Origin of the sequence: Sphingomonas sp. BGYR3 (assembly GCF_025153455.1) — a bacterium.
GTDB lineage: Bacteria > Pseudomonadota > Alphaproteobacteria > Sphingomonadales > Sphingomonadaceae > Sphingomonas.
On the sequence record NZ_JANZNT010000001.1, the window covers coordinates 1,629,901 to 1,656,047 of the forward strand.

The 26,147-nt window shown below is 66.3% G+C and carries 21 protein-coding genes; 6 read left to right on the forward strand and 15 right to left on the reverse strand.

What is annotated here, in order from left to right:
- The first annotated feature begins 11 nt into the window (after positions 1 to 11).
- Positions 12 to 3,581 (forward strand): M1 family aminopeptidase, encoded by a 3,570-nt coding sequence (locus tag NYR55_RS07715; RefSeq protein WP_260020618.1) that lies wholly within the window; start codon positions 12 to 14, stop codon positions 3,579 to 3,581.
- Positions 3,582 to 3,633: 52 nt separating this feature from the next.
- Here the strand turns inward: NYR55_RS07715 and NYR55_RS07720 are convergent, their stop codons facing one another.
- The 4 genes from NYR55_RS07720 to NYR55_RS07735 form a co-directional block, all read right to left on the reverse strand.
- Positions 3,634 to 4,485 carry an SDR family oxidoreductase gene (locus NYR55_RS07720; RefSeq protein WP_260020619.1) on the reverse strand — a complete coding sequence of 284 codons (852 nt, stop codon included), beginning with the start codon at positions 4,483 to 4,485 and terminating at the stop codon, positions 3,634 to 3,636.
- A gap of 421 nt (positions 4,486 to 4,906) precedes the next feature.
- On the reverse strand, positions 4,907 to 5,944 hold the full coding sequence (locus tag NYR55_RS07725; RefSeq protein WP_260020620.1) for a sensor domain-containing diguanylate cyclase: 1,038 nt from the start codon (positions 5,942 to 5,944) through the stop codon (positions 4,907 to 4,909).
- Between the two features lie 147 nt (positions 5,945 to 6,091).
- Complete coding sequence (locus tag NYR55_RS07730) at positions 6,092 to 6,634, reverse strand: peroxiredoxin (protein ID WP_260020621.1); 543 nt, start codon at positions 6,632 to 6,634, stop codon at positions 6,092 to 6,094.
- A gap of 56 nt (positions 6,635 to 6,690) precedes the next feature.
- Entirely contained in the window at positions 6,691 to 7,758 is a 1,068-nt protein-coding gene (locus tag NYR55_RS07735; RefSeq protein ID WP_260020622.1) for a phospholipase A, read from the reverse strand.
- 94 nt (positions 7,759 to 7,852) lie between these two features.
- Here NYR55_RS07735 and hisN point away from each other — a divergent pair, with 94 nt between their 5' ends.
- Positions 7,853 to 8,638: a histidinol-phosphatase gene (hisN, locus tag NYR55_RS07740; protein ID WP_260020623.1), complete on the forward strand. Its 786-nt coding sequence runs from the start codon at positions 7,853 to 7,855 to the stop codon at positions 8,636 to 8,638.
- A gap of 54 nt (positions 8,639 to 8,692) precedes the next feature.
- Here the strand turns inward: hisN and ribA are convergent, their stop codons facing one another.
- The 4 genes from ribA to NYR55_RS07760 all read right to left on the reverse strand — a co-directional run bounded on the left by ribA (position 8,693) and on the right by NYR55_RS07760 (position 13,833).
- Positions 8,693 to 9,757 (reverse strand): GTP cyclohydrolase II, encoded by a 1,065-nt coding sequence (gene ribA / locus NYR55_RS07745; protein WP_260020625.1) that lies wholly within the window; start codon positions 9,755 to 9,757, stop codon positions 8,693 to 8,695.
- Complete coding sequence (locus NYR55_RS07750; RefSeq protein WP_260020627.1) at positions 9,757 to 10,551, reverse strand: exodeoxyribonuclease III; 795 nt, start codon at positions 10,549 to 10,551, stop codon at positions 9,757 to 9,759. Before NYR55_RS07750 ends, ribA begins: the two co-directional genes overlap by 1 nt.
- A gap of 248 nt (positions 10,552 to 10,799) precedes the next feature.
- Entirely contained in the window at positions 10,800 to 11,429 is a 630-nt protein-coding gene (locus NYR55_RS07755; protein ID WP_260020628.1) for an outer membrane lipoprotein carrier protein LolA, read from the reverse strand.
- Between the two features lie 67 nt (positions 11,430 to 11,496).
- Positions 11,497 to 13,833, reverse strand: coding sequence for a DNA translocase FtsK 4TM domain-containing protein (locus NYR55_RS07760; protein WP_260020629.1), 2,337 nt, complete (start codon positions 13,831 to 13,833; stop codon positions 11,497 to 11,499).
- Positions 13,834 to 13,950: 117 nt separating this feature from the next.
- On the opposite strand from NYR55_RS07760, the gene NYR55_RS07765 reads away from it, so the two are divergent.
- Positions 13,951 to 15,195, forward strand: coding sequence for a UbiH/UbiF/VisC/COQ6 family ubiquinone biosynthesis hydroxylase (locus NYR55_RS07765; protein WP_260020630.1), 1,245 nt, complete (start codon positions 13,951 to 13,953; stop codon positions 15,193 to 15,195).
- The gene (locus NYR55_RS07770) at positions 15,195 to 16,292 is read left to right on the forward strand and encodes an AI-2E family transporter (protein ID WP_260020631.1); all 1,098 of its coding nucleotides are present in this window, start codon (positions 15,195 to 15,197) and stop codon (positions 16,290 to 16,292) included. The genes NYR55_RS07765 and NYR55_RS07770 overlap by 1 nt, the downstream gene beginning before the upstream one ends.
- A gap of 4 nt (positions 16,293 to 16,296) precedes the next feature.
- On the opposite strand, the gene NYR55_RS07775 is transcribed toward NYR55_RS07770, so the two are convergent.
- The 5 genes from NYR55_RS07775 to hemC are packed head-to-tail and all read right to left on the reverse strand — an operon-like array spanning position 16,297 to position 20,481.
- Positions 16,297 to 17,415 (reverse strand): CaiB/BaiF CoA-transferase family protein, encoded by a 1,119-nt coding sequence (locus tag NYR55_RS07775; RefSeq protein ID WP_260020632.1) that lies wholly within the window; start codon positions 17,413 to 17,415, stop codon positions 16,297 to 16,299.
- Entirely contained in the window at positions 17,412 to 17,933 is a 522-nt protein-coding gene (locus tag NYR55_RS07780) for a GNAT family N-acetyltransferase (RefSeq protein ID WP_260020633.1), read from the reverse strand. The genes NYR55_RS07775 and NYR55_RS07780 overlap by 4 nt, the downstream gene beginning before the upstream one ends.
- A 14-nt stretch (positions 17,934 to 17,947) precedes the next feature.
- The gene (locus NYR55_RS07785; protein ID WP_260020634.1) at positions 17,948 to 18,865 is read right to left on the reverse strand and encodes a hypothetical protein; all 918 of its coding nucleotides are present in this window, start codon (positions 18,863 to 18,865) and stop codon (positions 17,948 to 17,950) included.
- A 30-nt stretch (positions 18,866 to 18,895) separates the two neighbouring features.
- Complete coding sequence (locus tag NYR55_RS07790) at positions 18,896 to 19,561, reverse strand: uroporphyrinogen-III synthase (RefSeq protein WP_260020636.1); 666 nt, start codon at positions 19,559 to 19,561, stop codon at positions 18,896 to 18,898.
- Positions 19,558 to 20,481, reverse strand: coding sequence for a hydroxymethylbilane synthase (gene hemC / locus NYR55_RS07795; protein ID WP_260020638.1), 924 nt, complete (start codon positions 20,479 to 20,481; stop codon positions 19,558 to 19,560). The genes NYR55_RS07790 and hemC overlap by 4 nt, the downstream gene beginning before the upstream one ends.
- Before the next feature lie 37 nt (positions 20,482 to 20,518).
- Between hemC and tsaD the strand changes: the two genes are divergently transcribed.
- Positions 20,519 to 21,550, forward strand: coding sequence for a tRNA (adenosine(37)-N6)-threonylcarbamoyltransferase complex transferase subunit TsaD (tsaD, locus tag NYR55_RS07800; RefSeq protein ID WP_260020640.1), 1,032 nt, complete (start codon positions 20,519 to 20,521; stop codon positions 21,548 to 21,550).
- Positions 21,547 to 22,527 (forward strand): NAD(P)H-dependent glycerol-3-phosphate dehydrogenase, encoded by a 981-nt coding sequence (locus NYR55_RS07805; protein ID WP_260020641.1) that lies wholly within the window; start codon positions 21,547 to 21,549, stop codon positions 22,525 to 22,527. The genes tsaD and NYR55_RS07805 overlap by 4 nt, the downstream gene beginning before the upstream one ends.
- A 33-nt stretch (positions 22,528 to 22,560) precedes the next feature.
- Here NYR55_RS07805 and NYR55_RS07810 read toward each other — a convergent pair whose 3' ends face one another.
- Both NYR55_RS07810 and pnp read right to left on the reverse strand, forming a co-directional pair.
- Entirely contained in the window at positions 22,561 to 23,580 is a 1,020-nt protein-coding gene (locus NYR55_RS07810; protein WP_260020642.1) for a histidine kinase dimerization/phosphoacceptor domain -containing protein, read from the reverse strand.
- Between the two features lie 140 nt (positions 23,581 to 23,720).
- Positions 23,721 to 26,036 carry a polyribonucleotide nucleotidyltransferase gene (gene pnp / locus NYR55_RS07815; protein ID WP_260020643.1) on the reverse strand — a complete coding sequence of 772 codons (2,316 nt, stop codon included), beginning with the start codon at positions 26,034 to 26,036 and terminating at the stop codon, positions 23,721 to 23,723.
- Positions 26,037 to 26,147: the final 111 nt, after the last annotated feature.

Genomic DNA, 26,147 nt, shown 5'->3' on the forward strand with positions numbered 1-26,147 from the left:
GAGAAAGCCCGATGTTTGGCAAGATCGCGGCGTTCGAGCTGCGCTACCAGTTCCGCAACCCGGTTTTCTGGGTCGTGTTCATCCTCTTCTTCCTGTTCGCGTTCGGCGCGGTCGCCACGCCGAACATCAGCATCGGATCGGGCGGCAATGTTCACAAGAACAGCCCGCAAGCGATCATGCAGGCGTATCAGATCTTCTCGCTGTTCTTCATGTTCGTCACGGTCGCATTCGTCGCAAACGTGGTGGTGCGCGACGATGACAGCGGGTTCGGCCCGATCGTCCGAACGACGCGGGTGTCGAAATTCGCCTATCTGATGGGCCGGTTCGTCGGCGCGTGGATCATCGCGGCCATCGCCTTTCTGTCCATTCCCATCGGCATGATCGTCGGTTCGGCCATGCCATGGGTCGATCCAGAAACGCTGGGGCCGGGCCTGTTGTCGCACTACGCCTATGCGTTTGTGGTGCTGGCGCTGCCCAACCTCCTGCTCACCTCAGCTATCTTTTTCGGCGTTGCCACGCTGACCCGGTCGATGATGTGGAGCTATGTCGGCGTCGTCCTGTTCCTCGTGCTGTACACCGTCCTGCTGGCCGTAGTTTCAACCCAGCCGGAATGGCGGGAAACGGCGGCCTATCTGGAGCCGTTCGGCCTTGGCGCGGTCGGTTATGTGACGCGATACTGGACGGCGGCCGAAGCCAACACGATGATGCCGGCCTTTGCCGGGATGTTGCTGGTCAACCGGGCCATCTGGTTCGTGGTATCCATCGTCGCACTGCTCATTGCGATCTGGCGGTTCCGGTTCATCGAAAAGGGCGCGGCTTCGTCAAAGCCCGGCAAGGTGCCGCCTGGCGAGCCGCTGCTGGTCGACCGCCTGCCGGACACCCGGCCTGATGCCGCCAATGCCAGCCGGCTATGGGCACGGTGCCGCTTCGAAATGGCGCAGGTGTTCAAGAGCCCGGCGTTCTTTGTCCTGATGGTCATCGGCCTGTTCAACGCCATCGGCGCGCTGATTTTCGCAAACGAGATTTACGGCACGCCCGGACGGCCGCTCACCTTTGCACTGATCCCGGTCCTGCTCGGCGCCTTTTCGATCATTCCGGTCATCATCGCGGTCTATTATGCCGGCGAACTGGTCTGGCGCGACCGCGACCGCAAGATGCACGAAATCGTCGATGCGACCTCGCTGCCGAACTGGGCCTATCTGGTGCCCAAGGTGCTGGCGGTCAGCTTGGTGCTGTTTTCGACGCTTGCCATTTCGGTGATTGCCGCCGTGCTGGTGCAGCTGTTCCGGGGTCAGACCGACCTGGCGCTCGGCAGCTATTTCGGCTGGTATCTGATGCCGCTGGGCGTCGACATGATCATCCTCGCCATCCTGGCTGTGTTCATCCAAGCGCTGGTGCCGAACAAGTATCTCGGCTGGGGCCTGATGGTTGTTTACGTCGTGGCGACGCTGACGCTGTCCAACCTTGGCTTCGACCACCCGCTCTATCTGTACGGATCGACGGGTGCGGCCCGCTTTTCCGACATGAACGGGGATCAGATCGGCGGAGCGACCGGTTGGTGGCTGCGCCTGTACTGGGGCGCATGGGCACTGATCCTGGCCGTGCTGGCCCATCTGTTGTGGCGGCGTGGGACCGAGGACCGGCTGAGCCCGCGATTGCGGCGGATGCCGGCGCGGCTTGCGGGCGGACCGGGCGTCCTTCTGGCACTGGGGGTCGTTGTTGCGGCGGCCAGCGGCGGCTGGATTTTCTACAACATGAACGTCCTGAACCTGTACCGGAACAGCGACGAACAGGAAAAACTGCTGGCCGATTTCGAGAAGAAATATCTGAAATACGAGGGGGTGGCGCAGCCAGCGTTGACCGACATCAAGCTGGACGTCGCCATCCACCCCGCTGATCGGCAGGCGGTGGTCAAGGGCGTTTACCGGTTCGTCAACGATACCGGACAGCCGGTGCCGGAACTGCATGTGCGGCTGCAGGATCAGCAGACCCGGCTCGTGTCGGTCACCGTTCCCGGCGCGACGCTGGCGAGCAACGATGCGGCGTTCAAGTACCGCATCTATCGGTTTGCAAAGCCGCTCGCGCCCGGTGCCACCGGCACGCTCAGCTTTGAGACGATCCGCGAGCAAAAGGGCATTCGCGCCAATGGCGAGGATACCCGGTTGGTCGCCAACGGCACCTTCCTGAACAATGGCGAGTTCGCGCCGCTGATCGGAATGGATCGCAGCGGTCTGTTGCAGGACCGGGTAAAGCGCCGCCGCTATGGCCTGACGCCCGAACTGCGGCCGGCGAAGCTGGAGGATCAGTCCGCCCGGATGCGCAACTATGTCGGCAATGCCGATTGGGTGCGCAGCGACATCACCGTGTCGACCGATGCGGATCAGACGCCGATCGCGCCTGGGCGCAAGGTGGCGGACATGTCGGCCAATGGCCGACGCACCGCCCGTTTCGTTTCGACCGCCCCGATCCTCAGCTTCTTTTCGGTTCAGTCCGCGCGCTATGCCGAAAAGACCATGGATGCGGGCGGCGGCGTGAAGTTGACGGTGTTCTACCATCCTGCCCATGCGTACAACACCGACACGATGCTGAAGGCGATGAAGGCGTCGCTGGATTATTACCGCGGCAATTTCGGCCCCTATCAGTTCGACTATGCCCGGATCATCGAGTTTCCGGGCTATGCCAGCTTTGCCCAGGCCTTTGCCGGCACCATGCCTTATTCGGAATCATTGGGCTTCCTTGCCGACAACAGCGATCCGGACGAGATCGATTATGTCACCTATGTCACCGCGCACGAGGTTGCCCACCAATATTGGGCGCATCAGCTGATCAGTGCGGATCAGCAGGGCGGCACGGTGCTGGTCGAAACCATGGCGCAATATTCGGCGCTGATGGTGATGAAGAAGCTGTACGGAGAGGACAAGATCCGCCGTTTCCTGAAATATGAGCTGGACAATTACCTGCGCTCGCGCGGCGGAGAGGTGATCGAGGAACTGCCGCTGCTGCGCGTCGAGAACCAGGGCTATATCCATTACCGCAAGGGCGCGCTGGTCATGTACCTGCTTCAGGATCGCCTGGGCGAGGACCGGATGAACACGATGCTGGCGGGCTTGCTTGACCGTTACCGGTTCAAGGGCGCGCCCTATGCCGCATCGACCGACCTCTTGGCCGGCCTCAACAGCATCGCCCGCAATCCTGCGGAGCGGCAGCTGATCAGCGACCTGTTCGAACGCATCACGATCTATGACCTGAAGGTGACCGACGCCAAGACCCGGCCGGTTGGCGGCGGCAGGTTCGAAACGGTCGTCACGGTGGAGGGCAAGAAATTCCATGCCGATGGCCGCGGCAAGGAAACCGAAGCGCCGTTGGCCGACACGATCGACATCGGTCTGTTCGCTGCCCGTCCGGGAGTGGGTGCCTTTGCCGCCAAGGACGTGCTCCTGATGGAGCGTCGCCCGGTGAACAGCGGAAAGCAGCAGATCCGGATCGTCACCAACGGCGAACCGAAAATTGCAGGCGTCGATCCTTACAACAAATATGTCGATCGCAATTCCGACGATAACGTTGCTGCGGTGACCCGCTGACCGGAGACCCGGGCCGGCGGGGGGGGGCATGCCCGTCCGCCGGCCCTAGGTTTCACCCGTTGACGATGGTGCCTCCATTGGGATGCAGCACCTGTCCCGACATGTAGCTGGAATCGTCGCAGGCCAGAAACAGAAAGGCGGGGGCAACCTCATTGGGCTGGCCCGGCCGGCCCATCGGCGTCCCTTCGCCAAAATGCGCGAGCTTTTCGGGTGAAGCCCCGCCCATCGGATTAAGCGGCGTCCATATGGGACCTGGCGCGACGCCGTTCACCCGGATCCCCTTGCCGATCAGATTTTCGGACAGGGCCCGCGTAAAGGCAGTGATCGCCCCTTTGGTCGACGAATAGTCGAGCAGCTCGGGCTCGCCCTGATAACTGGTGACGGAAGTGCAGTTCACGATGGCGGACCCGGACTTCAAATGCGGCAGCACGGCCTGCGTCATGAAGAACATGCCGAAGACATTGGTCTGAAATGTCCGGCGCAGCTGATGCTCGCTGATGTCGGTCAGCTCCTTGTCGGGATGCTGTTCCCCGGCATTGTTGACCAGGATATCGACGGTGCTGAACGCATCGATCACGGTTTGCGCGGCGGCGGCACAAAAGGATTTGTCACCGATATCGCCGGCAATCGTGATGGCGCGGCGACCCTCTGCTTCGACGATGCGCCGGCTTTCGTCCGCATCGTCATGCTCGTTCAGATAGACGATGGCGATATCGGCGCCTTCGCGGGCGAACAATGCTGCAACGGCTCGCCCGATGCCGCTGTCTGCGCCGGTGATGACAGCCACCTTCCCGCTCAGCCGGCCGGAACCGGGATAGCGTGGCTGCCAGTCGGGTGCCGGCGTCAGCAACGCCTCTTCGCCGGGCAGCGCGTCTTCGTGCAACATGTCGATGGGATCGGACATTGGGGCTCTCCTTGCCTGATGCTTGGCAAGGGAACGGCGGGCGGTTCCGATCAGTTCCGCCGATGTCTCGGCCTGTCCGGGCGGGTCAGCGCTGCGAATGACGCTCCCGCCCGGGGCCGGTGGCGGTCATGCCGCGATCAGGCGATCGGCAGGACCGGGGTCGCCGAGGCAACCAGGACAACAGTGACGAACAGCGCGCCGACCAGCGAGACCAGCTGACGCGAAACATTGGAAACATTCATCATGATTTTCACTCCCTGTATCCAGCGTATCGGACCGTCCGTCGCTGATGCACCATGCTTTGCAGAGAGCGTGCCAGTTTCACTTTTCGAGCATTTTCAATGGGTTGAAAAACGGCTTTGGCAATATTGGTATTGAATGCCTATATGAACCGGCAATTTACACCTTTCATCGGCGCATTTCACCAATTTGCGCAGATTCGGTTCCTGCCCGATTCTTTGGCGCGATACAGTTCCACATCCGCGCGCTGAAATGCTTCGGTCAGCGGCTCACCGGGCATGATGGAGGTCATGCCGCCCGAAAAGGTCAGCTCGCCCACCGGCATATCGGTTTCGCGCAGCCGATACCGCTTGCGGGCAACCACATGGCGACAGGTGTCGAGCAGCCGCTCCGCCTCGTCGGGCTCGATCCCCGTAAACAGGATCGCAAACTCCTCACCACCATGCCGGGCCACGAAATGGCCCGTGCACTGGCCGGCCAGCGCCTGGCCGATCGCCTTCAGCACCCGGTCGCCCACCGCGTGGCCGAACTGGTCGTTGACCGCCTTGAAATGGTCGATGTCGCAGATCGCGACGATCAGCGGCTCGCCCGTTGCGGCCTGCGCCTGGAACGCCTCTTCGAACGCGCGGCGGTTGGGCAAGTCGGTCAGCGGGTCGCGGCGGGCATTGTCGCGCGCCTCTTCCAGTTTGGCACGCAGCTCGCTTGCCTCGCGCGTTGCCAGATCAAGCCGCGATTCAGCGACCCGCACGCGTTCCAGCATCGTGCCGGTGATGAATTTCACCTTGTCGATGACGGTTTCGAACGTCTCGTCATCGCTGTGGGGCGTTGCGATTGCGGCGGCGCTTTCGGCAAGGTCACGACCGAAATCGGCGGTTTCCGCCTGCATGTCGCGCATCATGTCCTCGAAACCCTGCACCTGCATCTGGGTGCGGGCCACGAGGCCTTCGACCAGGCGGCGCTGTTCGGACAGAGTCGTTGCGCTGTCGGCGGACCCGCCTTCGATATGCCCGCCGATCGAATCGACCTCGCGGGCGGTCAGGCGCACGCCGCCGTCGGTCAGGGCAGCCACTGCCTTGGCGATCGGGCCATCCGGATCGGCGACGACATGATAGGCAAAGGTGTAGTTTGCCGGATTCGGATCGAGCCGCTGATTCGTCAAGAACGACCCGATCCGCCCGAACAATCCTTCACCGCCGACCTTTTGGCCGATTGAACCCATGGCAACTTGACTGGCCATGTCGCCCCTTCCCGCTTCATCGCATTCGACAATGGCCCGGATGCGCCATCGTTATGCCAATGACCTATCGGAAAAAGGCTAATAGCCGGTTGCTAGGACGTTAACCGTCCGGCAACCGGCGAGCCGGGATCAGCCGCGGCTGGCCCGATAGCGCTTGGCGGCAGCCAGGGTTTCGCGGATGTGCGACATCGGGCTCATGTCCGTGTGCGACAGCAGGATGCTGCCATCGGGCGCGATGACATAGCTGGTGCGGTTGGTGATCGCGCGGCCGTTCATTTCGCGGCCCAGCGCCACGTCGAACTGCTTGACCAGCGCAGGGCTGGCATTGGCCACGCGGAACTTGCCCGCACAATGCTCATTCGAAAAGCGCTGCAGCGTGGGCACATCGTCGGCCGACATGCCGATGACGGTCGCGCCCGCCGCCTTGAACTGATCAAGCTGGTCGGCAAAGGCCTTTGCCTCGGCATTGCAGCCGCTGGTGAAGGCGGCGGGGAAGAAATAGAGGACGACCGGCCCGCGCTTCAGCTCGGCCTTGAGGTCCACCTTGGTCACCTTGCCCGCCATCGCGCCCTGAGTGACGAACATCGGCGCCTTTGCCCCCTGCTTCAGCGCGGCGCTGGCCGGCATGGCGACAAGGGCGACGGCCATCAGGGTCAGGGCAAGACGACGCATTGGCTTCACTCCATAAACAGACAGCCCGGTGTAGTGCCCCCGGCCTGCAAAGTCGATTACCGCACAAAGGCTATGCCAAGCCGCGCGGCGGTGGAGCGCAGTCGATAGTCGCTGAGCGTTTCGCCATGGCCGGTAAACACCTGTCCGAACAGCGACAGGCCAAGCCCGCCGCCCAGCCGCGTCAGCGGATAGGACACGAACCCTTCCACCGCGCCGCGCCCCGTTGCCGGATTGCCGCGCAGCGTCGCCGCCAGCTTCAGCCGGTCGCGCTGAACCAGCGCGGCCTGAACCGACCCATAACCCCAATAGTCCTCAAGATCCGGGGCAGTCCCCTGCGTACCGACATAAAACCATGCCTGCGGCGTGATGCTGGCCGACCAGCCATCGCCAAGGTCGAAATCGCGGGTCACGCGGGCATAGATCCGGTTCGCGTCGATGGATCCGGCCGTCCCCTTGCCGTTCGAATCGTGCCGCCAGCCAGCCGCACCGGTCCAGCCATCGGCAATTGGCAGCTGCCAGAAAATCTCGGGACTATAGATCTGTTCGCGGATCGGCCCGGACGGTTCCTGAAGCGCCCAGAACATCGTCTGGGTCCAGGCGACGCGCAGCCCGGCCAGCGCGCTGTCATCGGCAAAGGGCTGAACGGCGACGCTCAGTTGCAGTTTCGCGCCATCGTCGGCCAGGCCGAACGCGCCATAAACCGGCTCATGCGGACGAAACCGGGTCAGGAAACCACGATCGGCACCCGCGTCGCTGTCGGCCATCACCAGTTCGCCAGCTTTGGCCACCGCTGGCGAAGGCGCGGCATCGGCACCGTCGGCGCGGGCCAGCGCCGCCGCGCGCGGATCGACATTGCGATAGCGGGCGCGGGCAAATCCGCCGGGCGCGACGGTGACGCTCGCTTCCCCCTCCCGGAACAGCGTCAGCGGCGTGCCGTCGGCGGCCACCACGTCGATCCGGCTGGGCAGCGGGACCGTGGCCGGATCCACCCCTTCATTGACGATGAACACCGGCACGCCGTCGACGGCCGCCCCCGCGTCCGCTGGCCGGTCGGGCAGGATGCGGGTCTGTGCCGCGACGGGCAGCGGAGCAATCAGGGCGGCAAGAGCGATCGGGATGCGCATGACATTGGCGTGACACGGCGATGTTGCGGTTCCGTGAAGCGGATGTGCGATCGCCGACGGTTTCCCTCAGCGCGGCAATGCTCTAACGGGCGATATGGCCGTTTCCTCTCAAGACCTTGCCCTTGCCGAACAGCTTGCCGATGCGGCGGGCGCCGTCATCCGCCGCTATTTCCGGGGCGAGGCGGGCCTTGTCACCAAGGCGGACGCATCGCCCGTCACCCTGGCCGACCGCGAGGCGGAGGAGGCGATGCGCCGCTTGCTTGTCGCCGAGCGGCCGATGGATGGGATTCACGGCGAAGAGTTCGGCGTGCGCGAGGGGACCAGCGGGCGCGTCTGGGTGCTCGACCCCATTGACGGCACCCGCGCCTTCATCGCCGGACGGCCGATTTTCGGCACGCTGATCGCGTTGATTGAGGATGGTTGGCCCGTACTGGGCGTGATCGACCAGCCGGTGCTGAAGGAACGATGGGTCGGCGCGGTTGGTCGGCAGACGCTGTTCAACGGCACCCCGGCGCGGACGCGCACCTGTCAGGCGCTGGCCGACGCGCTGTTGGCGACAACCAGCCCGGCGCTGTTCACCGACGATCAGCTGCACGCGTTCGAGCATCTGGACGGGGCGGTCCGCTCCACCGTGCTGGGCGGAGATTGCTATAACTATGCCAGCGTCGCCAGCGGATGGATCGACGTGGTGGTCGAGGCGGGGCTGAAGCTCCACGATTTCGCCGCGCTGGTGCCGGTGGTCGAGGGCGCGGGCGGGCGGATGTGCGACTGGTCGGGCGATCCGCTGCACGCCGGCAGCAATGGCGAAGTGGTTGCGGCGGGCGATCCGGCGCGCATCGACGACATCCTCGACGCGCTCGCCTGTCGGGGCGGGCACTGATTCGGGGACCGATTTGGCGGCCAGGAATGCGCGGGCGCGCGGTGCCCGCCGTCCCTAGAGCTGATGCCCCGTCCGGTCGCGTTTGGTGGCGAGATAGCGTTCGTTGTGCGGGTTGGGCGGCAGCTTGTGCGCCACCCGTTCCGCCACCGCGATGCCCGCCGCCTCCAGCCCCGCGACCTTTTTCGGGTTGTTGGTCAGCAGGCGCACCCGCCGCTGACCCATCAGCGCCAGCATCCGGGCCGCCACGCGAAAATCGCGTGCGTCGATGGCAAAGCCCAGCCGGGTATTGGCATCGACGGTGTCATAGCCCTGATCCTGCAGCGCATAGGCGCGCAGTTTGTTGATGAGGCCGATGCCGCGTCCTTCCTGACGCAGATAAAGGAGGATGCCCCAGCCATTTGCCCGGATCGCGGCCAGCGCGGCTTGCAGCTGCGGCCCGCAATCGCATTTCAGGCTGCCCAGCACATCGCCGGTCAGGCATTCGCTGTGCAGGCGAACCAGCGGCGGATTGCCGTCGGGTTGACCGATCAACAGCGCGACATGCTCGCCCGGCCCCTCTGGCGTGCGAAAGGCGACGATTTCCGCATCCTCCGCCACCGCGACGGGCAGGCGCGCACGCGCGGCGATGGTCAGGCGGACGGGATCGTCATGCGCCGCGATGTCGTCGGGGCTGATCGCATCGGGATCGGCCGGATCGCCGGGAACCGCGAAAAAAGCGGGCAGCAGACCGGCATTGCGGGCCAGGATCAGCGCGGCGGCAGAGGCGGCGGGGGCATGGCCCGGGACCGCACGGAACGGCCCCTTCATCGGCGTCGCCATGTCCAGTTGCGGATCGGCCAGCGCCGTGGCGATGCGGAAATCGATCCAGGGCGCACGATCGACCCAGACGGGTGCATCGGGCTGTGCCGCGCCAAGCTGATTGGCGAGCTTGAGCGTTGCCGCGCGGCCAAAGCTGATCAGGATCGCCGCCCGGCCATCGGGATCGAACGCCGCCAGCCGCGCATCGTCCGCGGTTTCGATTCCCAGCAGCGACAATGCCCCGTCCGGCCCGGCCAGCGTGACCGGCCAGCCGCGGCGCAGCGCATCCATGGCGCGCGCAACCCGGCGGGGCGCGTCCATCAGAAATCGAACTCGGTTTCGATGGGGATATGGTCGGACGGTTTCAGCCAGCTGCGGCAATGTTCATGGACGCGGTGCGCGACGGCGCGGGCCGCCACGTCGCGGCTTGCCCACATATGGTCGAGGCGGCGGCCGCGATCCGATGCCAGCCAATCCTTTGCCCGGTAGCTCCACCAGGTATAGAGACGCGCGGGCGGGGGCACGAACTGGCGGCCCAGATCGACCCAGTCGTTCGCCGCCTGAAGCCGGGCGAGCGCCTCCACCTCCACCGGCGTGTGGCTGACCACGTCGAGCAGTTGCTTGTGGCTCCACACATCGCTTTCCAGCGGCGCGATGTTGAAATCGCCGACCAACAGCACCGGCTGACCCGACAGGCCCGCTGACCACTGAGTCATGCGTTCGATGAAATCGAGTTTCTGCCCGAACTTTGGATTGGCTTCCCGGTCGGGAATGTCGCCGCCGGCGGGCACATAGACATTTTCGAGGCGAAGGCCATTGGCCAGCCGCACGCCGATATGCCGCGCCTCTCCATTCGCCTGCCAGTCGAGGCGGTCGTCCTCGGCCAGGGGAACGCGGCTGATCACGGCAACGCCATGGTGCATCCGCTGACCGTTAAGGGCGATATGGTCATAGCCGAGCGCCCTGAACGGGGCGTGCGGGAAATCGCTATCGATGACCTTGGTTTCCTGAAGACACAGGATGTCCGGTGCCGATTCGGTCAGGAACCGTTCGACGATTTCCATGCGAAACCGGACGGAATTGATGTTCCACGATGCAATGCGCAGGCTGGCCATGGCCGGGATGTAGCGGGCGATGCGCGCTTCCGCCAGATTGGAAGGCCTTATGACGGGGAAGCGGGCCGGTGCCGCCTCAACCGGAAACGGAAAGGCCCCTGCTCCGGGGGCATGGAACAGGGGCCAACCGTGCGTTCGTCACGCAGGCGTGACACGCGGGGGCCGGGCAACAGGGGGGAATCCCGGCGGGGCGCGTCACATGATCGGAAATAGCAGCGGCAAGATTGCCCCAATATGAACGGAAGCGTTCAGCTTGGCCGGGCGGGCTTGCGCGGTTCGTTGAACTTGAAGGCGTTGTCGCCCACCGGACCGTTGAACTTCTGCTGGCTCAGGCGGATCGTCGTGCGGTTGCTCTGCGCGTCCGTGGCGACCCAGCCCTGCAGCATCAGGCCCGCAGGCGCAGCGGCATTGCGCACGAAGATCAGGCGGATCCGGCCATATTCGGGCCGCTTGGGATCATAGGCCTCCACCGTCACCACGCCGGGATCGACGCTGGGCACGATGCGCGCATATTTCGATGCGTCGCGATCGGGATTGAGCAGGATCGACAGCGGCGAATTGCCGACGGGCCAGCGCTGTTTCTGACCCACCTGATAGTCGAGGAAATAGAGCGATTTGCCGTCGCTGACGATCAGGATCGGCACGCCCTTTTCATATTGGAAACGGATCTTGCCGGGTTTTTTCAGGGTGAGCGTGCCGGTCAGCACCTTGCCCGCGCGGTCGGTCTGGCTGAACGCGGCGGTCATGGTTTCGGTCGCGGACAGATGGCGCTGCACATCGGCCAGCGTCACATTCTGCGCCTGTGCATGGATGGCGACGGGTGCTGCAAGGGCGGTCAGCGCAAGGGCGGCGCCAAGGGGGCGGAACATGGGGGTCATTCTCCAGATCATCGGACACGGGCTAGGCCGGCGGCATTGAACGCGCGGTGAACCCATCGGGTTGCGATCAGTTCAGCGGGCGGCCGTCCTCGTCCATCAGCACTTCGCGCCGGCCGACATGGTCGGGGCGGCCGACCAGCCCGTCCTTTTCCATCCGCTCGATCAGGCGAGCGGCGGAGTTGTAGCCGATGCGCATCTGGCGCTGGAGCCAGCTGGTCGATGCTTTCTGGTTTGACGCGACGAACATGATCGCTTGGCGGTACTGATTGTCTTCCGGGCTGTCGCCGTCGACGGGGGAACCGTCGAGCGCGAAGCCGCCATCCTCCGGCTCCTCGGTCACGGCGTCGATATAATCGGGTTCGCCCTGGGCGCGCCAGTGATCGGCCACCGCCTGAACCTCCTCGTCGCTGACGAACGGGCCGTGGATGCGGGCAAGCTGCTTGCCGCCGGACATGTAGAGCATATCGCCCTTGCCCAGCAGCTGTTCGGCGCCCTGTTCGCCGAGGATCGTGCGCGAATCGATCTTGGACGTGACGTGGAAACTGATGCGGCGGGGCAAGTTCGCCTTGATGACGCCGGTGATGACGTCGACCGAGGGGCGCTGCGTCGCCATGATCAGGTGGATGCCCGCCGCTCGCGCCTTTTGCGCCAGCCGCTGGATCAGGAATTCCACCTCCTTGCCCGCGGTCATCATCAGGTCGGCCAGTTCGTCCACCACGATCACGATCTGGGGCAGCGGGGTCAGGTCGAGGATTTCCTCCTCATATACCGGTTTGCCGTCCTCATATCCGACCTGAACCCGGCGGCCCAGCTTTTCGCCCTTGGCACGGGCGGTGCGAACCTTTTCGTTGAAGCTGGCGAGGTTGCGGACATTGACGTTCGCCATCATGCGATAGCGTTCCTCCATCTGCTCGACCGCCCATTTCAGCGCGCGCACCGCCTTTGGCGGCTCGGTCACCACATCGGCGAGCAGGTGCGGGATGCCCTTGTAGATGCTGAGTTCCAGCATCTTGGGGTCGATCATGATCATGCGACACTGATCGGGGGTCAGGCGATAGAGCAGCGACAGGATCATGGCATTGAGGCCGACCGACTTGCCCGAACCGGTGGTGCCCGCGACCAGCAGGTGCGGCATGGGGGCCAGATCGGCGATGACGGGATCGCCCGCGATGTTCTTGCCCAGCACGATGGGCAGCTGCGCGTTCATGTCCTCGAACGACTGGCTGGCGACCAGTTCATGCAGGCTGACCATCTCGCGATTGGCGTTGGGCAGTTCGATGCCGATCACGCTGCGCCCCGGAATGGTGGCGACGCGGGCGGAGATCGCGCTCATGTTGCGGGCGATGTCGTCGGCCAGCGCGATGACGCGGCTGGCCTTGATCCCAGCCGCCGGTTCCAGTTCGTACATGGTGACGACCGGGCCGGGCGACACCTTAACAATCTGACCCTTCACGTTGAAATCGTCGAGCACGGTTTCAAGGAGGCGGGAATTGCGCTCCAGCGCGGCACGGTCGGCGCCCGCATTCTTGCGCGGCGGCGATGGTTTCAGCAGGTCGATCGGGGGCAGGCGATAATCGTCCTTGAGGTCGAAACTGGTCTGCACCGCCTTTGGCTTTGCCACGGCAGGCGGCGCGGCGCGATCGGCGATGACGGGCGCAGGGCGCGGTTCGGCAATCACCGGGCGGCGGGGGGCCGCATCCTCGATGCCGGTCACGTCATCCTCGTCACTGTCGAACGGCACGGGGGCGCTGCGACGTTCCCGCGCCGGGGCGGGTGCGGCAGCGGCATCCCCGCCATCGCGGCGCAGACGCGGCAGACGCAGCGACGGGCGCGGCCAGGCAATGGACAAAGCGCGCGACCACAGCATCACCCCGCCAAGGAACGAGGCCACCGCCAGCAGCCGCGACGCCCATAACGTGACCACCGGCTCACCAATCAGCTCGATCAGCGACCGCACCCCGCCAGCAACGCCCAGGCCGACGATGCCGCCCCAGCCGGCCGGCAGGTCCGCCATCGCATCGCGCCACAGAAACCCCATGGCCAGCCCCATCAGCAGCACGCCGATCACGCAGTCGCGCAGCATCCCGCGCCAGCCGCCAAGGCCGGTATCGCGCAGCAATCGCCAGGCGATGACCAGGCCAAGCGGCAGCAAAAGGACGCCCGCAACGCCAAACAGGAACAGGATCAGTTCGGCGACATAGGCACCCACAATGCCCATCCGGTTCATCACCAGCCCGCCCGCCGCCGTGTTGAGCGCAGGATCGGCCGGCGAATAGGTGGCCAGCGCCACGCCCGCCAGAAGGGTGAGGACCAGCAGCGCCAGCCCGCCGATCAGGGCCATGGAGCGGACCGCGCCGTCGCGGATCGCCGATCGCATCAGCATTGGGGACGGGCGGCTGGCCATGGTCGAAATTCCGGAACGATGAATGGAAGAGAGCGCGGCCGGAGTCTCGCTTGACCGGAGTCTGGCGTCAAGCGGTCGCCATTGGCAGCGGATGCGCAGCGCATTAGATGGTTGCCCATGGAACCGACTGCCCCCGCCCCCGCCGATGCCCAGGCCGATGTCCTTATCCTTGGCGGAGGGCTGGTCGGCAATGCCCTGGCCGTCGCGCTGGACGTGCACGGCGTCACGTCGATCATCGTCGATCCCGCCGATCCGGCCGTCGTTCTGGCCTCTGAATTCGATGGTCGCGCGTCGGCGGTATCGAGCACCAGTTACCGGATGCTGACCGCCATCGGCGTGATTTCCCGCGTAGCCGACCATGGCTGTCCGATTCGCGCGATCCGCGCAACGGACGGGCTGGCCCCCGGCGTGCTGGATTTCCTGACTGATCCGGGGGACGACGCGCTGGGCGTGATGATTGAGAACTGGCGGCTGAAAACCGCGCTGTTCGAGGCAGCGCGCGATGCGGCCCATGTCGATCAGCGGATGTTGACCCGCGCGACAAAGGTCGAGCGTGGCCCGCACGGTGTGACCGCGACGCTCAGCGACGGGACGACAGTTCGTGCGCAGCTGCTGGTCGGCGCGGACGGTCGGCCATCCCCGACGCGCGAGGCAGCGGGCATTCCCGTCGCCCGCTGGTCCTATGATCATGTGGCGATGATCACCGCGTTCCATCACGAGGTGCCGCACGACAATGTGGCGTTCGAGATTTTCTACCCCGCCGGGCCGTTTGCCATCCTGCCGATGCTGGACGATGCCGATGGGCACCGGTCGGCGCTGGTATGGACGGTCGAATCGGCCGAGGCGCCGGGGATGCTGAAACTGTCGGAGCGCGCCTATCTGGCGGAGGCGGAAAAGCGGATGGGCAGCGTGCTGGGCCGCATCTGGGGCCTGTCGCCGCGATCCAGCTATCCGCTGGGTTTCCATCACGCCGCACGCATCACCGCCGACCGGCTGGCGCTGATCGGCGATGCGGCCCATGGCATCCACCCGATCGCCGGGCAGGGCGTCAATCTGGGCTTTCGCGATGCCGCCGCGCTGGTCGAAGTGCTGGTGGAGGGCAAAAGGCTGGGCCTTGACCTGGGCGACCCGGAACTGATGGTCCGGTATCAGCGGTGGCGCGGACTGGACACGTTCCTGGTCGCGCTGGCGACGGACAGCCTGACCCGCATTTATGGCGTGCCGGGCAAGGCCGCATCCGCCATCCGTCGGTTCGGCATGAGCGCAATCGACAGGCTGCCGCCGATCAAGAACCGCCTGATGGCCGAGGCGCGCGGCGAGAGCGGCAAGCTGCCCCGGCTGCTGAACGGAGAGCGGGTTTGATGCGGCTGAACCGCGCCAGCGTGGAGCAGGGCAGCCTGTTCCTGTTCCTGGCGCTGGCCACCATCGGCATGGTGATGATCGTGTCCGGGTTCCTGGGCGCGCTGCTCTGGGCATCGCTGGCGGCATTGCTGTTCCAGCCCATGTTCCAGCGCGCGCTGGAACGCTGGCCGGGCAAGCGCAATACTGCGGCCCTGGTCACGCTTGCGATCATCACGGTGTCGGTGGTCATCCCGGCCGTCACCATCGCAACGATGGTGGTCGATCAGGCGGCGGGCGTATTCACCCAGATGCGGGGCGGACAGATCAATTTCGCCACCTATTTCGAGCAGGTTCACAACGCGCTGCCTGACCGTATCCAGTCGTTCATCGACCGGTCCGGCTATGGCAGTTTCGAACGGGTACAGGCTCAGCTGACCCGCGCGCTGACGCAGAGCGCGTCGATGCTGGCAACCAGCGCGCTGTCGATCGGGGCCAATGCCGCCAGTTTCCTGCTGGTGTTCGGCGTCGGCCTGTATGTCACCTATTTCCTGTTGCGCGATGGCGAGCAGCTTGGCCCGGCGGTGGTCCGCGCCCTGCCGCTGGAGCGCGCGGTGGCCGATCGGCTGGCCGAACGGTTCGTCGTCGTGGTGCGCGCGACGATCAAGGGATCGGGGCTGGTCGCGCTGGCGCAGGGCGCACTGGGGGCCATCACCTTCTGGATCGTCGGGCTGCCCGCATCGCTGCTGTGGGGCGTGTTGATGGCAATCGCGTCTCTGCTGCCGGCGATCGGCCCGGCGATCATCTGGGTGCCGGTTGCCATCTATCTGCTGGCGACGGGCGCGATCTGGCAGGCGGTGGTAGTCATCGTCTCCGGCGTCGTGCTGATCGGCCTCGTTGACAACATCCTGCGGCCGCTGCTGGTCGGGCGCGATACCGGGATTCCCGACTGGCTGATCCTGGTGACCACGCTGGGCGGGATCGAGCTGCTGGGGATCAGCGGCATCGTGGTCGGCCCGCTAGTGGCCGCTTTGTTCATCACCGGGTGGCAGGTGCTGGCCCAATTGCGGGGACAGCCGTTACCGGCACAGGCCGACGAGGCGGCAGCCGACAGCCCGTAACCGGTCAGGATGCCGGCGGGCGCGCGGGGCTGGCCCTGTCCGCCACCATCCGCTCGCCATCGATGACGATGGGGCTGGCCAGGCCGGGCACGCCATCCGGGCGGATCGCCATGCCGCGCGCCGCGACCTGAGCATCGGCAAAGGTTTCGGGGATGGTGTTGATCGGCCCGGCGGGGATGCCCGCCCGCTCCAGCGCCTCGTACAGCGCCGCCTTTTGCCAGCCGCGCATTGCCCCGGCCAGCGGCGGGATCAGCGCCGCCCGGTTCGCAACCCGGCCCGGATTGGTTGCGAATCGGGGATCGGAGGCCATGTCGGCAAGGCCCAGCACACCGCACAGCCGGGCGAATTGCGCGTCGTTGCCGACCGCGACGACCAGCGCGCCGTCCGCCGTCTCGAACGCCTGATAGGGGGCGAGATTGGCGTGCCCATTGCCCGCCCGGTGCGGCGTCACCCCGCTGGCCATCCAGTTCAGCGCCTGATTGGCGAGCACCGCGACCTGCGTGTCGAGCAGCGCCATGTCGATATGCGCGCCCCGGCCGCTTTCGTCCCGCTGGCGCAGCGCCGCCAGAATGGCGACGGCCGAATAGACGCCGGTGAACAGATCGGCATAGGCGATGCCCGATTTCTGGGGCGCGCCATCGGGCTCCCCCGTCATCGACATGGCACCGCCCATCGCCTGAATGATGAAGTCATAGCCCGCACGCGGGGCATAGGGGCCGGTCTGGCCAAAGCCGGTGATCGAACAGGTGACAAGCCGCGGGTTCAGCGCGGCAAGGCTGGCGTGATCAAGGCCGTAGCGGGCAAGGCCGCCGACCTTGTAATTCTCGATCACCACATCGCTTGCCATGGCAAGCGCGCGCACCTCTGCCTGTCCGTCCGGCGTGGTGATGTCGATGAACCGGCTGGTCTTGCCGCGATTGCAGGCGTGGAAATAGGCGGCGTCAAGGTTCGCGCCGTCGGCTGCGGTGACAAAGGGCGGGCCCCAGTGGCGGGTATCGTCCCCCGCGCCGGGCCGCTCCACCTTGATGACTTCCGCCCCCAGATCGGCGAGCAGCTGCCCGCACCACGGCCCGGCCAGGATGCGCGCCAGTTCCAGCACACGGATGCCTGAAAGGGGCTTCACGGCCGCGCGATCTCGTACACGACATGCGGCTTCATCTCGCCCGCCATCAGCCGCTGATGGGTTCCGTCGCGCAGGATGCCGCCGATTTTCTCCATCGCCCGGCGGGAACGGATGTTGTCCGCGCCGACCATGAAGGTTGCGGTTCCGACAAAACGGTGGATGTGATCCAGCATCAGCCGCTTGATCTCGCGGTTATAGGTGCCGCCCCAATGGCTGCGGGCGATAAAGGTCCAGCCGATTTCGATTTCGTCCGCATCGGGCAGCCAGTTGTCGTACCGGCTGGAACCGATGACCGCGCCGGTTGCCCGGTCAAGGATGGTCAGCGCGCCGCCCGATGCCAGCCCTGCGTCGAAAAAGGCGCGGAATACCGGTTCCTGCCAGCGGTCATGGGCGGGGTGCACCGCCCAGATCAGCGGATCGGCGGCGACGGCGAACAGGGCGTCGAAATCCGCTGCCACGGTCGGGCGGAGCTGGACCAGCGTGCCGTTCAGCACCGGTTGACGATCCGGCGGCGTCATCTGGGCTGCGGCGATCAGGGGGTGGGCACAGGCACCGGCTCGGCCGGTGTCGGCGTGGCCGGGGCGCTGATCAGCGGCGGATTGGCGGGCAGCGCGGGGGCGATCACCCGGCCCTGAATGGCGGCGGTTTCCAGCGCGTTGAGCGCGCGGCGCGCCTCGATAAAACGTCGGGCGGCGCTCATCCATGCCTGTCCCGCGGCCGCGCCGGGCATCCGGTTCACCTCGGCCAGCGCGGCCTCCACCTGACCGGCGTCGATCAGGCGGCGGGCGCGGGCCAGCCGGTCGGCGGGCAGGGTGCTCTGCGCCGTTTCCTGGCGCACGATGATCAGCTGACCCAGCTCGCGGCGAAGCGCGGTCCACCAATCCTCGCTGCGCCCCTGCGCCAGCAGGCGGGGGGCAAGCGTGTCGAGTGCGGCGCGCAGTTCCTCCAGCGTCACCGGTTCGCGCGCCGCGGTGATGACCGTGGCCACCGCCTCCGGCTCCGATGCCGAAAAGCGGGTGCGAAGCTGTCCTTCGACATAGCCAAGGGCAAGGCCGCGATCGATCGCGCGGCGGGCGGCAAAGGCGATCAGCAGGCTTTCGGCGCGGCTCGCAAAGCTGGAGGCAAGGCGCGTATCGTTGTCGACACTGGCCAGCCGCTGTTCCAGCCCGGCAATCCGTTCGGCCAGTTCCGTCTCGCGCGATTCCAGCGCGGCGACGCGGCCGGCCCGCTGTCCGGCGTCCAGTTCGGGCTCCTCGGGCGCGACGGCCGGCGAGGGCGCGGCACCGGGCGAGCGCAGCCGGGCGATGTCGGGACCCCAGAACCAGAAGGCGGCGGCCATCGCGGCAAGCCCGGCGGCAAAGGCGATCAGGATGGGCAGCCATCCGCCCCTGCCCTGCCGGTCCTGGCGCAAGGACGGGGAATTGACGGGATCACTGCTGGGCATCATCATGCCCGCTTATCCCCGCCCCGCCCCGGCGGGTCAATCGTCCAGCACCAGCGCGGCGGCAAGCAGCGCATCCTCGCGCGGGCGGGCAGCCACGGCCAGCGCAGCCCAACCGCCACCACAGGCAGCGGCGGCAGCCGCGCTGATCGCGGCAACCGCGATGCCGGCCCGGTCCAGCCCCTGTGCATCGACCAACATCGCCAGCCGTTCGGCAGCAGCGGGCGAATGAACCAGGGCGATGGCACCGGTCAGCGCCGACAGATCGGCATCGCGCGGCACACTGGCATAGACGGCAAGGGTCCGGGCAACGACCGTTGATGGCAGGTCGCGATGATCGGCCCCGGCCAGGTGCAGGGCGCGGCTGATGCCCTGCGTCATGGCCAGTTCGGCCAGCGCGGCGGCATCGCCATCGCCCACCGCCCGCACGGTCAGCCCGGCATCGCGCGCCGCACGGGCGGTCGCCTCCCCCACCGCCAGCACGGGCAATGCGGCCAGCCGCGCCAGCCCCGGCCCGGCATAGCGCACGGCATTGGCACTGGTCAGGACAAGCGCGTCAAACCCGGCCGGATCGGGCGGGGTCCAGCCCAGCGGGCGGATTTCGAACAGCGGCAGCGCAAGGGCAGATCGCCCCGCTGCCCCGATCCGCGCCACCGTCGCCGCATTGCCCGGTTCCGGGCGCAGCACGGCGATCGGCCGGGTCATTGCCCCGCGAACAGCCGGGCGACGGGTTCGGGCGCACGGGCGAGCAGGTCGGCGGCCAGCGCCTCCGGCATCGCGATATCGCCGATAGCGGACGCGGCCTCGCCCTGCACCGTGTCGGATCCGTCCATGCTGAACAGCTGCGCGCGCAGCACGACATGATCCCCCTCGATCCGGGCGAGCGCAGCGACCGGCGAATGGCAATCCGCGCCCAGTGCCGCCAGCATCGCGCGCTCTGCCCCGACACAGGTGCACGTATCGGCATGGTTGATCGCATCGATGATCGCGCGCGAGCGTTCATCCTCTGCCCGCACCTCGATCCCCACCGCGCCCTGCGACGGGGCGGGCAGCATCACGTCCAGCGGCACGGCGGTGCCGTCCGCCTTGCCCAGCCGCTCCAGACCAGCCGCGGCAAGCAGGGTCGCATCGACCGTGCCGCCCGACACCGCCGCCAGCCGCGTGTCGACATTGCCGCGCAGCAGCGTGATCGACAGGTCGGGGCGCAGATTGAGCAACTGGGCCGCGCGGCGCGGCGAGCTGGTGCCGACCACCGCACCCTGTTTCAGCGCATCGATGCTGTCCGCACCGATCAGCCGGTCACGCACATCGGCACGCGGCAGCATGGCGGCAAGCGCGATCGGCGTGGGGCGGATGGTTTCCACGTCTTTCATCGAATGGACACAGGCGTCCACTTCCCCCTGCAACAGGGCGCGGTCCAGTTCCTTGGTCCACAGCGCCTTGCCGCCGATTTCGGCGAGCGCCCGATCCTGAACGCGGTCGCCGGTTGTCTTGATGACGACGATCTCCACATCTGCGTCATCCCAGCCATGCGCGGCGATCAGCGCGGCGCGGGTCATGTTGGCTTGCGTAAGCGCCAGCGGAGAGCCGCGGGTGCCGAGACGGAAGGGAGCGGAAAGAGCCATGGCTTGTGCTAGCGGGTGGCGGGACTAAGGGAAAGCCATGCTGATCCTGGGTCTTGAATCGAGCTGCGACGAAACCGCCGCCGCGCTGGTCACCGGCGATCGCCGCATCCTGGCCCATGCGCTGGCGGGACAGGAGGCGGCGCACGCGCCCTATGGCGGGGTTGTTCCCGAAATCGCGGCGCGCGCCCATGTCGAGATGCTGGGCCCGCTGATCGAACAGGCGCTGGCCGAGGCGAACGTCACGCTGAACGATGTGGAAGCGATTGCCGCGACCGCCGGGCCCGGCCTGATCGGCGGGGTGATGGTCGGCCTGGTCACCGGCAAGGCGCTGGCGCTGGCGGCGGGCAAGCCGCTGATCGGGGTGAATCACCTGGAGGGCCATGCGCTCAGCCCGCGCCTTGCCGATGCGGACCTTTCCTTTCCCTATCTGTTGCTGCTTGTTTCGGGCGGGCATTGCCAGCTGTTGCTGGTTGAGGGCGTCGGGCAATATCGGCGGCTGGCCACGACGATCGACGATGCGGCGGGCGAGGCATTCGACAAATCGGCTAAGCTGCTCGGCCTTGGCTATCCGGGCGGCCCGGCGGTGGAGCGCATGGCGTTGAGCGGCGATCCCCATGCCGTGCCGCTGCCCCGCCCGCTGGTCGGCACGGGCGAGCCGCATTTCTCGTTCGCGGGCCTGAAAAGCGCGGTGCTGCGCGCGGTCGAATCGGGGCGGCACAGGCCAGAGGACATTGCCGCATCGTTTCAGCAGGCGGCGGTCGATTGCCTGGTCGATCGCACCCGGATCGCGCTGGACAAGGCGGACGGCGCAACCGCGCTGGTCGTGGCGGGCGGCGTTGCGGCGAACAAGGCGGTGCGCGGCGCGCTGGAGTCGCTGGCGGCGGCGCATGGCCTGCCCTTTGTCGCGCCGCCGCTGTGGCTGTGCACCGACAATGCGGCGATGATCGCCTGGGCCGGGGCAGAGCGATTCGCCGCCGGGCTGACCGATCCGCTGGACCTGCCCGCCCGGCCGCGCTGGCCGCTCGACCCCGATGCAGCGCCCGTGCGCGGCGCAGGCGTAAAGGCATGAGCGCGCCCGTCGGCGTCATCGGGGCGGGCGCATGGGGTACCGCGCTGGCGCAGGTGCTGGCCATGGCGGGACACACGGTCCAGCTATGGTCGCGCAATGCCGCGGTTGTGGAGGCCGTGCAGACGACGCGGGAAAACCGCCTGTACCTGCCCGGCGTGCCCCTGTCCCCGGCCATCGCGATGACTAGCGATCTCTCCGCGCTGGCCGAAAGCCGGGCGGTGCTGGTGGTGACGCCGGCCCAGCATATGCGCAGCGTGCTGACCGGGCTACCCGCGATCGCCGCACCGCTGATCCTGTGTTCCAAGGGGATCGAGGCGGGGTCGCTGAAGCTGATGCATCAGGTGGCGGCAGAGGCAGTGCCGGGTGCGCCAATTGCCGTCCTGTCCGGCCCGACCTTTGCCCATGAAGTGGCGCGGGGCCAGCCGACGGCGGTGACGCTGGCAGCGGCGGACGCGGCGCTGGCGGGCGAACTGGCCGGGGTAATCGCGCTGCCGACGTTCCGCCCCTATGTCACCGACGACGTGACCGGGGCCGAGGTGGGGGGCGCGGTCAAGAATGTCCTCGCCATCGCGTGCGGCGTGGTGGAGGGCGCGGGGCTGGGCCAGAATGCGCGGGCGGCGCTAATCGCGCGCGGTTTTGCCGAAATGACGCGGTTCGGCCTGGCGCTGGGCGCGCGGGCGGAAACGCTGGCCGGCCTGTCGGGGCTGGGCGACCTGGTGCTGACCTGTTCGTCGACCAGCAGCCGCAATTTCTCGCTCGGTCTTGGGCTAGGCCGGGGGCAGCGCGCCACCGACCTGCTGACCGACCGGCGGACAGTGGCAGAGGGCGCATCGACCGCGCCGGTGCTGGCCAAGGCGGCACGGGCCGCGGGCGTGGAAATGCCGGTGGTCGATGCGGTGTGCGCCTTGCTGAACGGATCAGATGTGGCCGGGGTGATCGGCGCGCTGCTTGCCCGCCCGCTCAGACCGGAACGCTGAACGGGCCTGGCTTCACACGGCCGTATCTGCCGGTCAGGCGGGCAGGACGAGTCGGGCCGTCGTGCCGCTGGCCGCGAACAATTCGAACGTGCCATTCAGCTGCTTGGCCAGCATCGCCGCGATGCGCAGGCCCAGGCTGTCGCTCTTGGTCAGATCGAACCCATCGGGCAGGCCATGGCCGTCGTCGGTCACATCGACCTGCATCTGGCCATCGGCGTCGCGGGTCAGCGACACGCGGATAGTGCCGGTTTCGCGGCCGGCAAAGCCATGTTCGATGGCATTGGCCATCGCCTCTGCCACGATCAGCGCCAGGGGCACGGCCTGATCCGGGGAAACGGCAGCATCCTGTTCCGCCTCGATCCGGCACTGGATGCCGGTCTGGCCGCTGGCCTCGACAATGTCGGCGCAGAGCGGCTTCAGAAATTCGTGCAGCGAGCGGGCCGCGCCATCGGCATGATAAAGCTGGCGGCTGATCCGGCCGATCAGGGCAAGGCGGCGCGACGCCTCGTCCAGCGCGCCCTTTGCCTGTTCATCCTGAATGCCGCGCCGTTGCAGCGACAACAGGCCGGCCGCGACCTGAAGATTGTTCGACACGCGATGCTGCAATTCGTTGAACAGCAGCGCGCGGGTTTCGGCAAGCGATCGGTTCAGTTCGCGCTCGACCGCCAGCCCCTTGTTTGCCTGTTGCAGCCAGTGGACGAGGAAAATGTCGGTGACGACGACGAACAGATAGAACCCCAGCGCGACAACGCCCGACCCGTGCAGGGTGAAGCTGTTGAATTCGGGGATGAAAAAATACCAGGCAACGACACCGCAGATCAGCGCCGCCAGCGCGCCCATCCGCACGCCGAGCAGGAACGAGATCAGGATGACGGCGGGAAAGAAGGTGACATAGGGAAAGCCGGGCGGCAGCAGCTTGTCAGTGGCGAACCGCAGTGCAATCGCCCCGCCGCTGATCAGTAGCGCCAGGCCAAGCGCAGTCCATGGCCGCTCCGCGAACAGCGGCAGCCGTTCCAGAAACCGTTGTCGCTTTCCATCCCCTGCGCTGTGCATTCGGCCCCTTCTCATCGTTAAGTCGTTTACGCCAAACGCGTTTTTCAACAAGGTCCGTCAGGAGCCGGGGGCCAACATAGGAAAATGGGGGGCCTGTCGCCAGACCCCCCACATCTTTTCCCGAACGATAAGGGGTGCCCTTATTCCTCGGTGATGAACGACGGCAGACCGATATCGCCGCCATCTTCCTTTTCGGCGCGTTCCGGGCGCGGACCGCGATCACCGCGGTCACGGCGCGGGCCGCGATCACGCTCGCCGCGACCGCCACGGTCGCCACCGCCACCTTCGCGACGCGGGCCGCGGTCCGACCGCTCGCCACGTTCGCGTGGTTCGCGGGCGGGACGGGTATCCTCCAGCTCGGCACCGGTTTCCTGATCGACGACGCGCATCGACAGGCGAACCTTGCCGCGCTGGTCGATCTCGAGCACCTTCACCTTCACTTCCTGCCCTTCGGACAGGACGTCGGCGACCTTTTCGACGCGCTCGTTCTTGATCTCGGACACGTGAACCAGGCCGTCCTTGCCGCCCATGAAGTTCACGAACGCGCCGAAATCAACGAGGTTGACGACCTTGCCGTTATAGACCTTGCCGACTTCCGGTTCCTCGACGATGCCCTTGATCCAGTTGATCGCGGCTTCGATCTGGCTGTGGTCGGACGAGGACACCTTGATCACGCCTTCGTCGTCGATGTCGACCTTGGCGCCGGTGGTGGCCACGATTTCGCGGATCACCTTGCCGCCCGTGCCGATCACGTCGCGGATCTTGGACTTGTCGATCGTGATCGTTTCGATCCGCGGCGCGTGCGCCGACAATTCGCTGCGCACTTCGCCCAGCGCCTTGTTCATCTCGCCCAGGATGTGCGCGCGGCCGTCCTTGGCCTGAGCCAGCGCAGCTTCAAAGATTTCGCGGGTGATACCGGCGATCTTGATGTCCATCTGCATCGTGGTGATGCCTTCGGACGTGCCGGCGACCTTGAAGTCCATGTCGCCCAGGTGATCTTCGTCACCCAGGATGTCGGACAGGATGGCGAACTTGTCGCCTTCCAGGATCAGGCCCATGGCGATGCCCGACACCGGCCGCTTGATCGGCACGCCGGCATCCATCATCGCCAGCGATCCGCCGCACACCGACGCCATCGAGGACGAGCCGTTGCTCTCCGTAATGTCGCTGGTCAGGCGGATGGTATAGGGGAACTCTTCCTTGGTCGGCAGCACGGGGTGCAGCGCGCGCCAGGCGAGCTTGCCATGGCCGACTTCGCGGCGGCCCGGCGCACCGAAGCGGCCCACTTCACCGACCGAATAGGGCGGGAAGTTATAGTGCAGCATGAAATGCTGGTAGCTGAGGCCGTTCAGGCCGTCGATCATCTGTTCCGCATCCTTGGTGCCAAGGGTGCAGGTGGCGATCGTCTGCGTCTCGCCGCGCGTGAACAGCGCAGAGCCGTGCGCACGGGGCAGGAAATGCGTTTCGGCGACGATCGGGCGGATCTGGGTCGTGGTACGACCGTCGATGCGCTGACCGGTGTTCAGGATCGCGCCGCGGACGATTTCCGCTTCCAGCTTCTTGGTCAGCTTGATGCCGGCCATCACCGCCTGCGGATCCAGGCCGTCCTCGACGAACTGCGCCTTGGCCTTGGCCCGTGCCTCGTTCAGGGCGTTGGAACGCGCCGACTTGTCGGTGAGCTTGTAGGCGGCAGCGATATCGTCGCCGATCAGCCCCTTCAGCTTGGCCTTGATCGCGGCGTTGTCATCCGACGACGCCATTTCCCACGGCTCCTTGGCGGCCTGTTCAGCCAGCTTGATGATCGCCTTGATCACCTCGCGGCAGGCATCGTGCGCGAACAGCACGGCGCCCAGCATGACCTCTTCCGACAGCTCCTTGGCTTCGGATTCGACCATCATCACCGCGTCGTAGGTGGCAGCGACGACCAGATCCAGCTCGCCCTCGGCAACCTGTTCGTCGGTCGGATTCAGGATGTATTCGCCGTTGAGATAGCCGACGCGGGCAGCGCCGATCGGGCCCATGAACGGCACGCCGGAAATCGTCAGCGCGGCCGACGCGGCGACCATTGCCAGAATGTCCGGCTCGTTCTCGCCGTCATAGCTCAGTACCTGAGCGATGGCGTTGATCTCGTTGTAGAAGCCTTCGGGGAACAGCGGGCGGATCGGGCGGTCGATCAGTCGGGAGACCAGCGTTTCCTTTTCCGTCGCGCCGCGCTCACGCTTGAAAAAGCCGCCCGGAATGCGACCGGCGGCGGAATATTTTTCCTGATAATGGACGGTCAGCGGGAAGAAATCCTGCCCGTCCTTGACGCTCTTGGCAGCCGTGACGGCGCACAGAACGACGGTTTCGCCGAGGGTCGCCATGATGGCGCCGTCGGCCTGACGGGCAACCTTGCCCGTTTCGAGGGTCAGCGTCTTGCCGCCCCACTCGATCGATACGGTTTTCTTGTCGAACATTTGATTTCCTTCACCCCGCTGCCCGATGCAGTCGGGGGCCTCTTGGGTGGGTCCGTCCATCGGACCCGTTCTGAGGGCCGTTCCTGGCCCGGTGAAAGGGATGCCGGATTG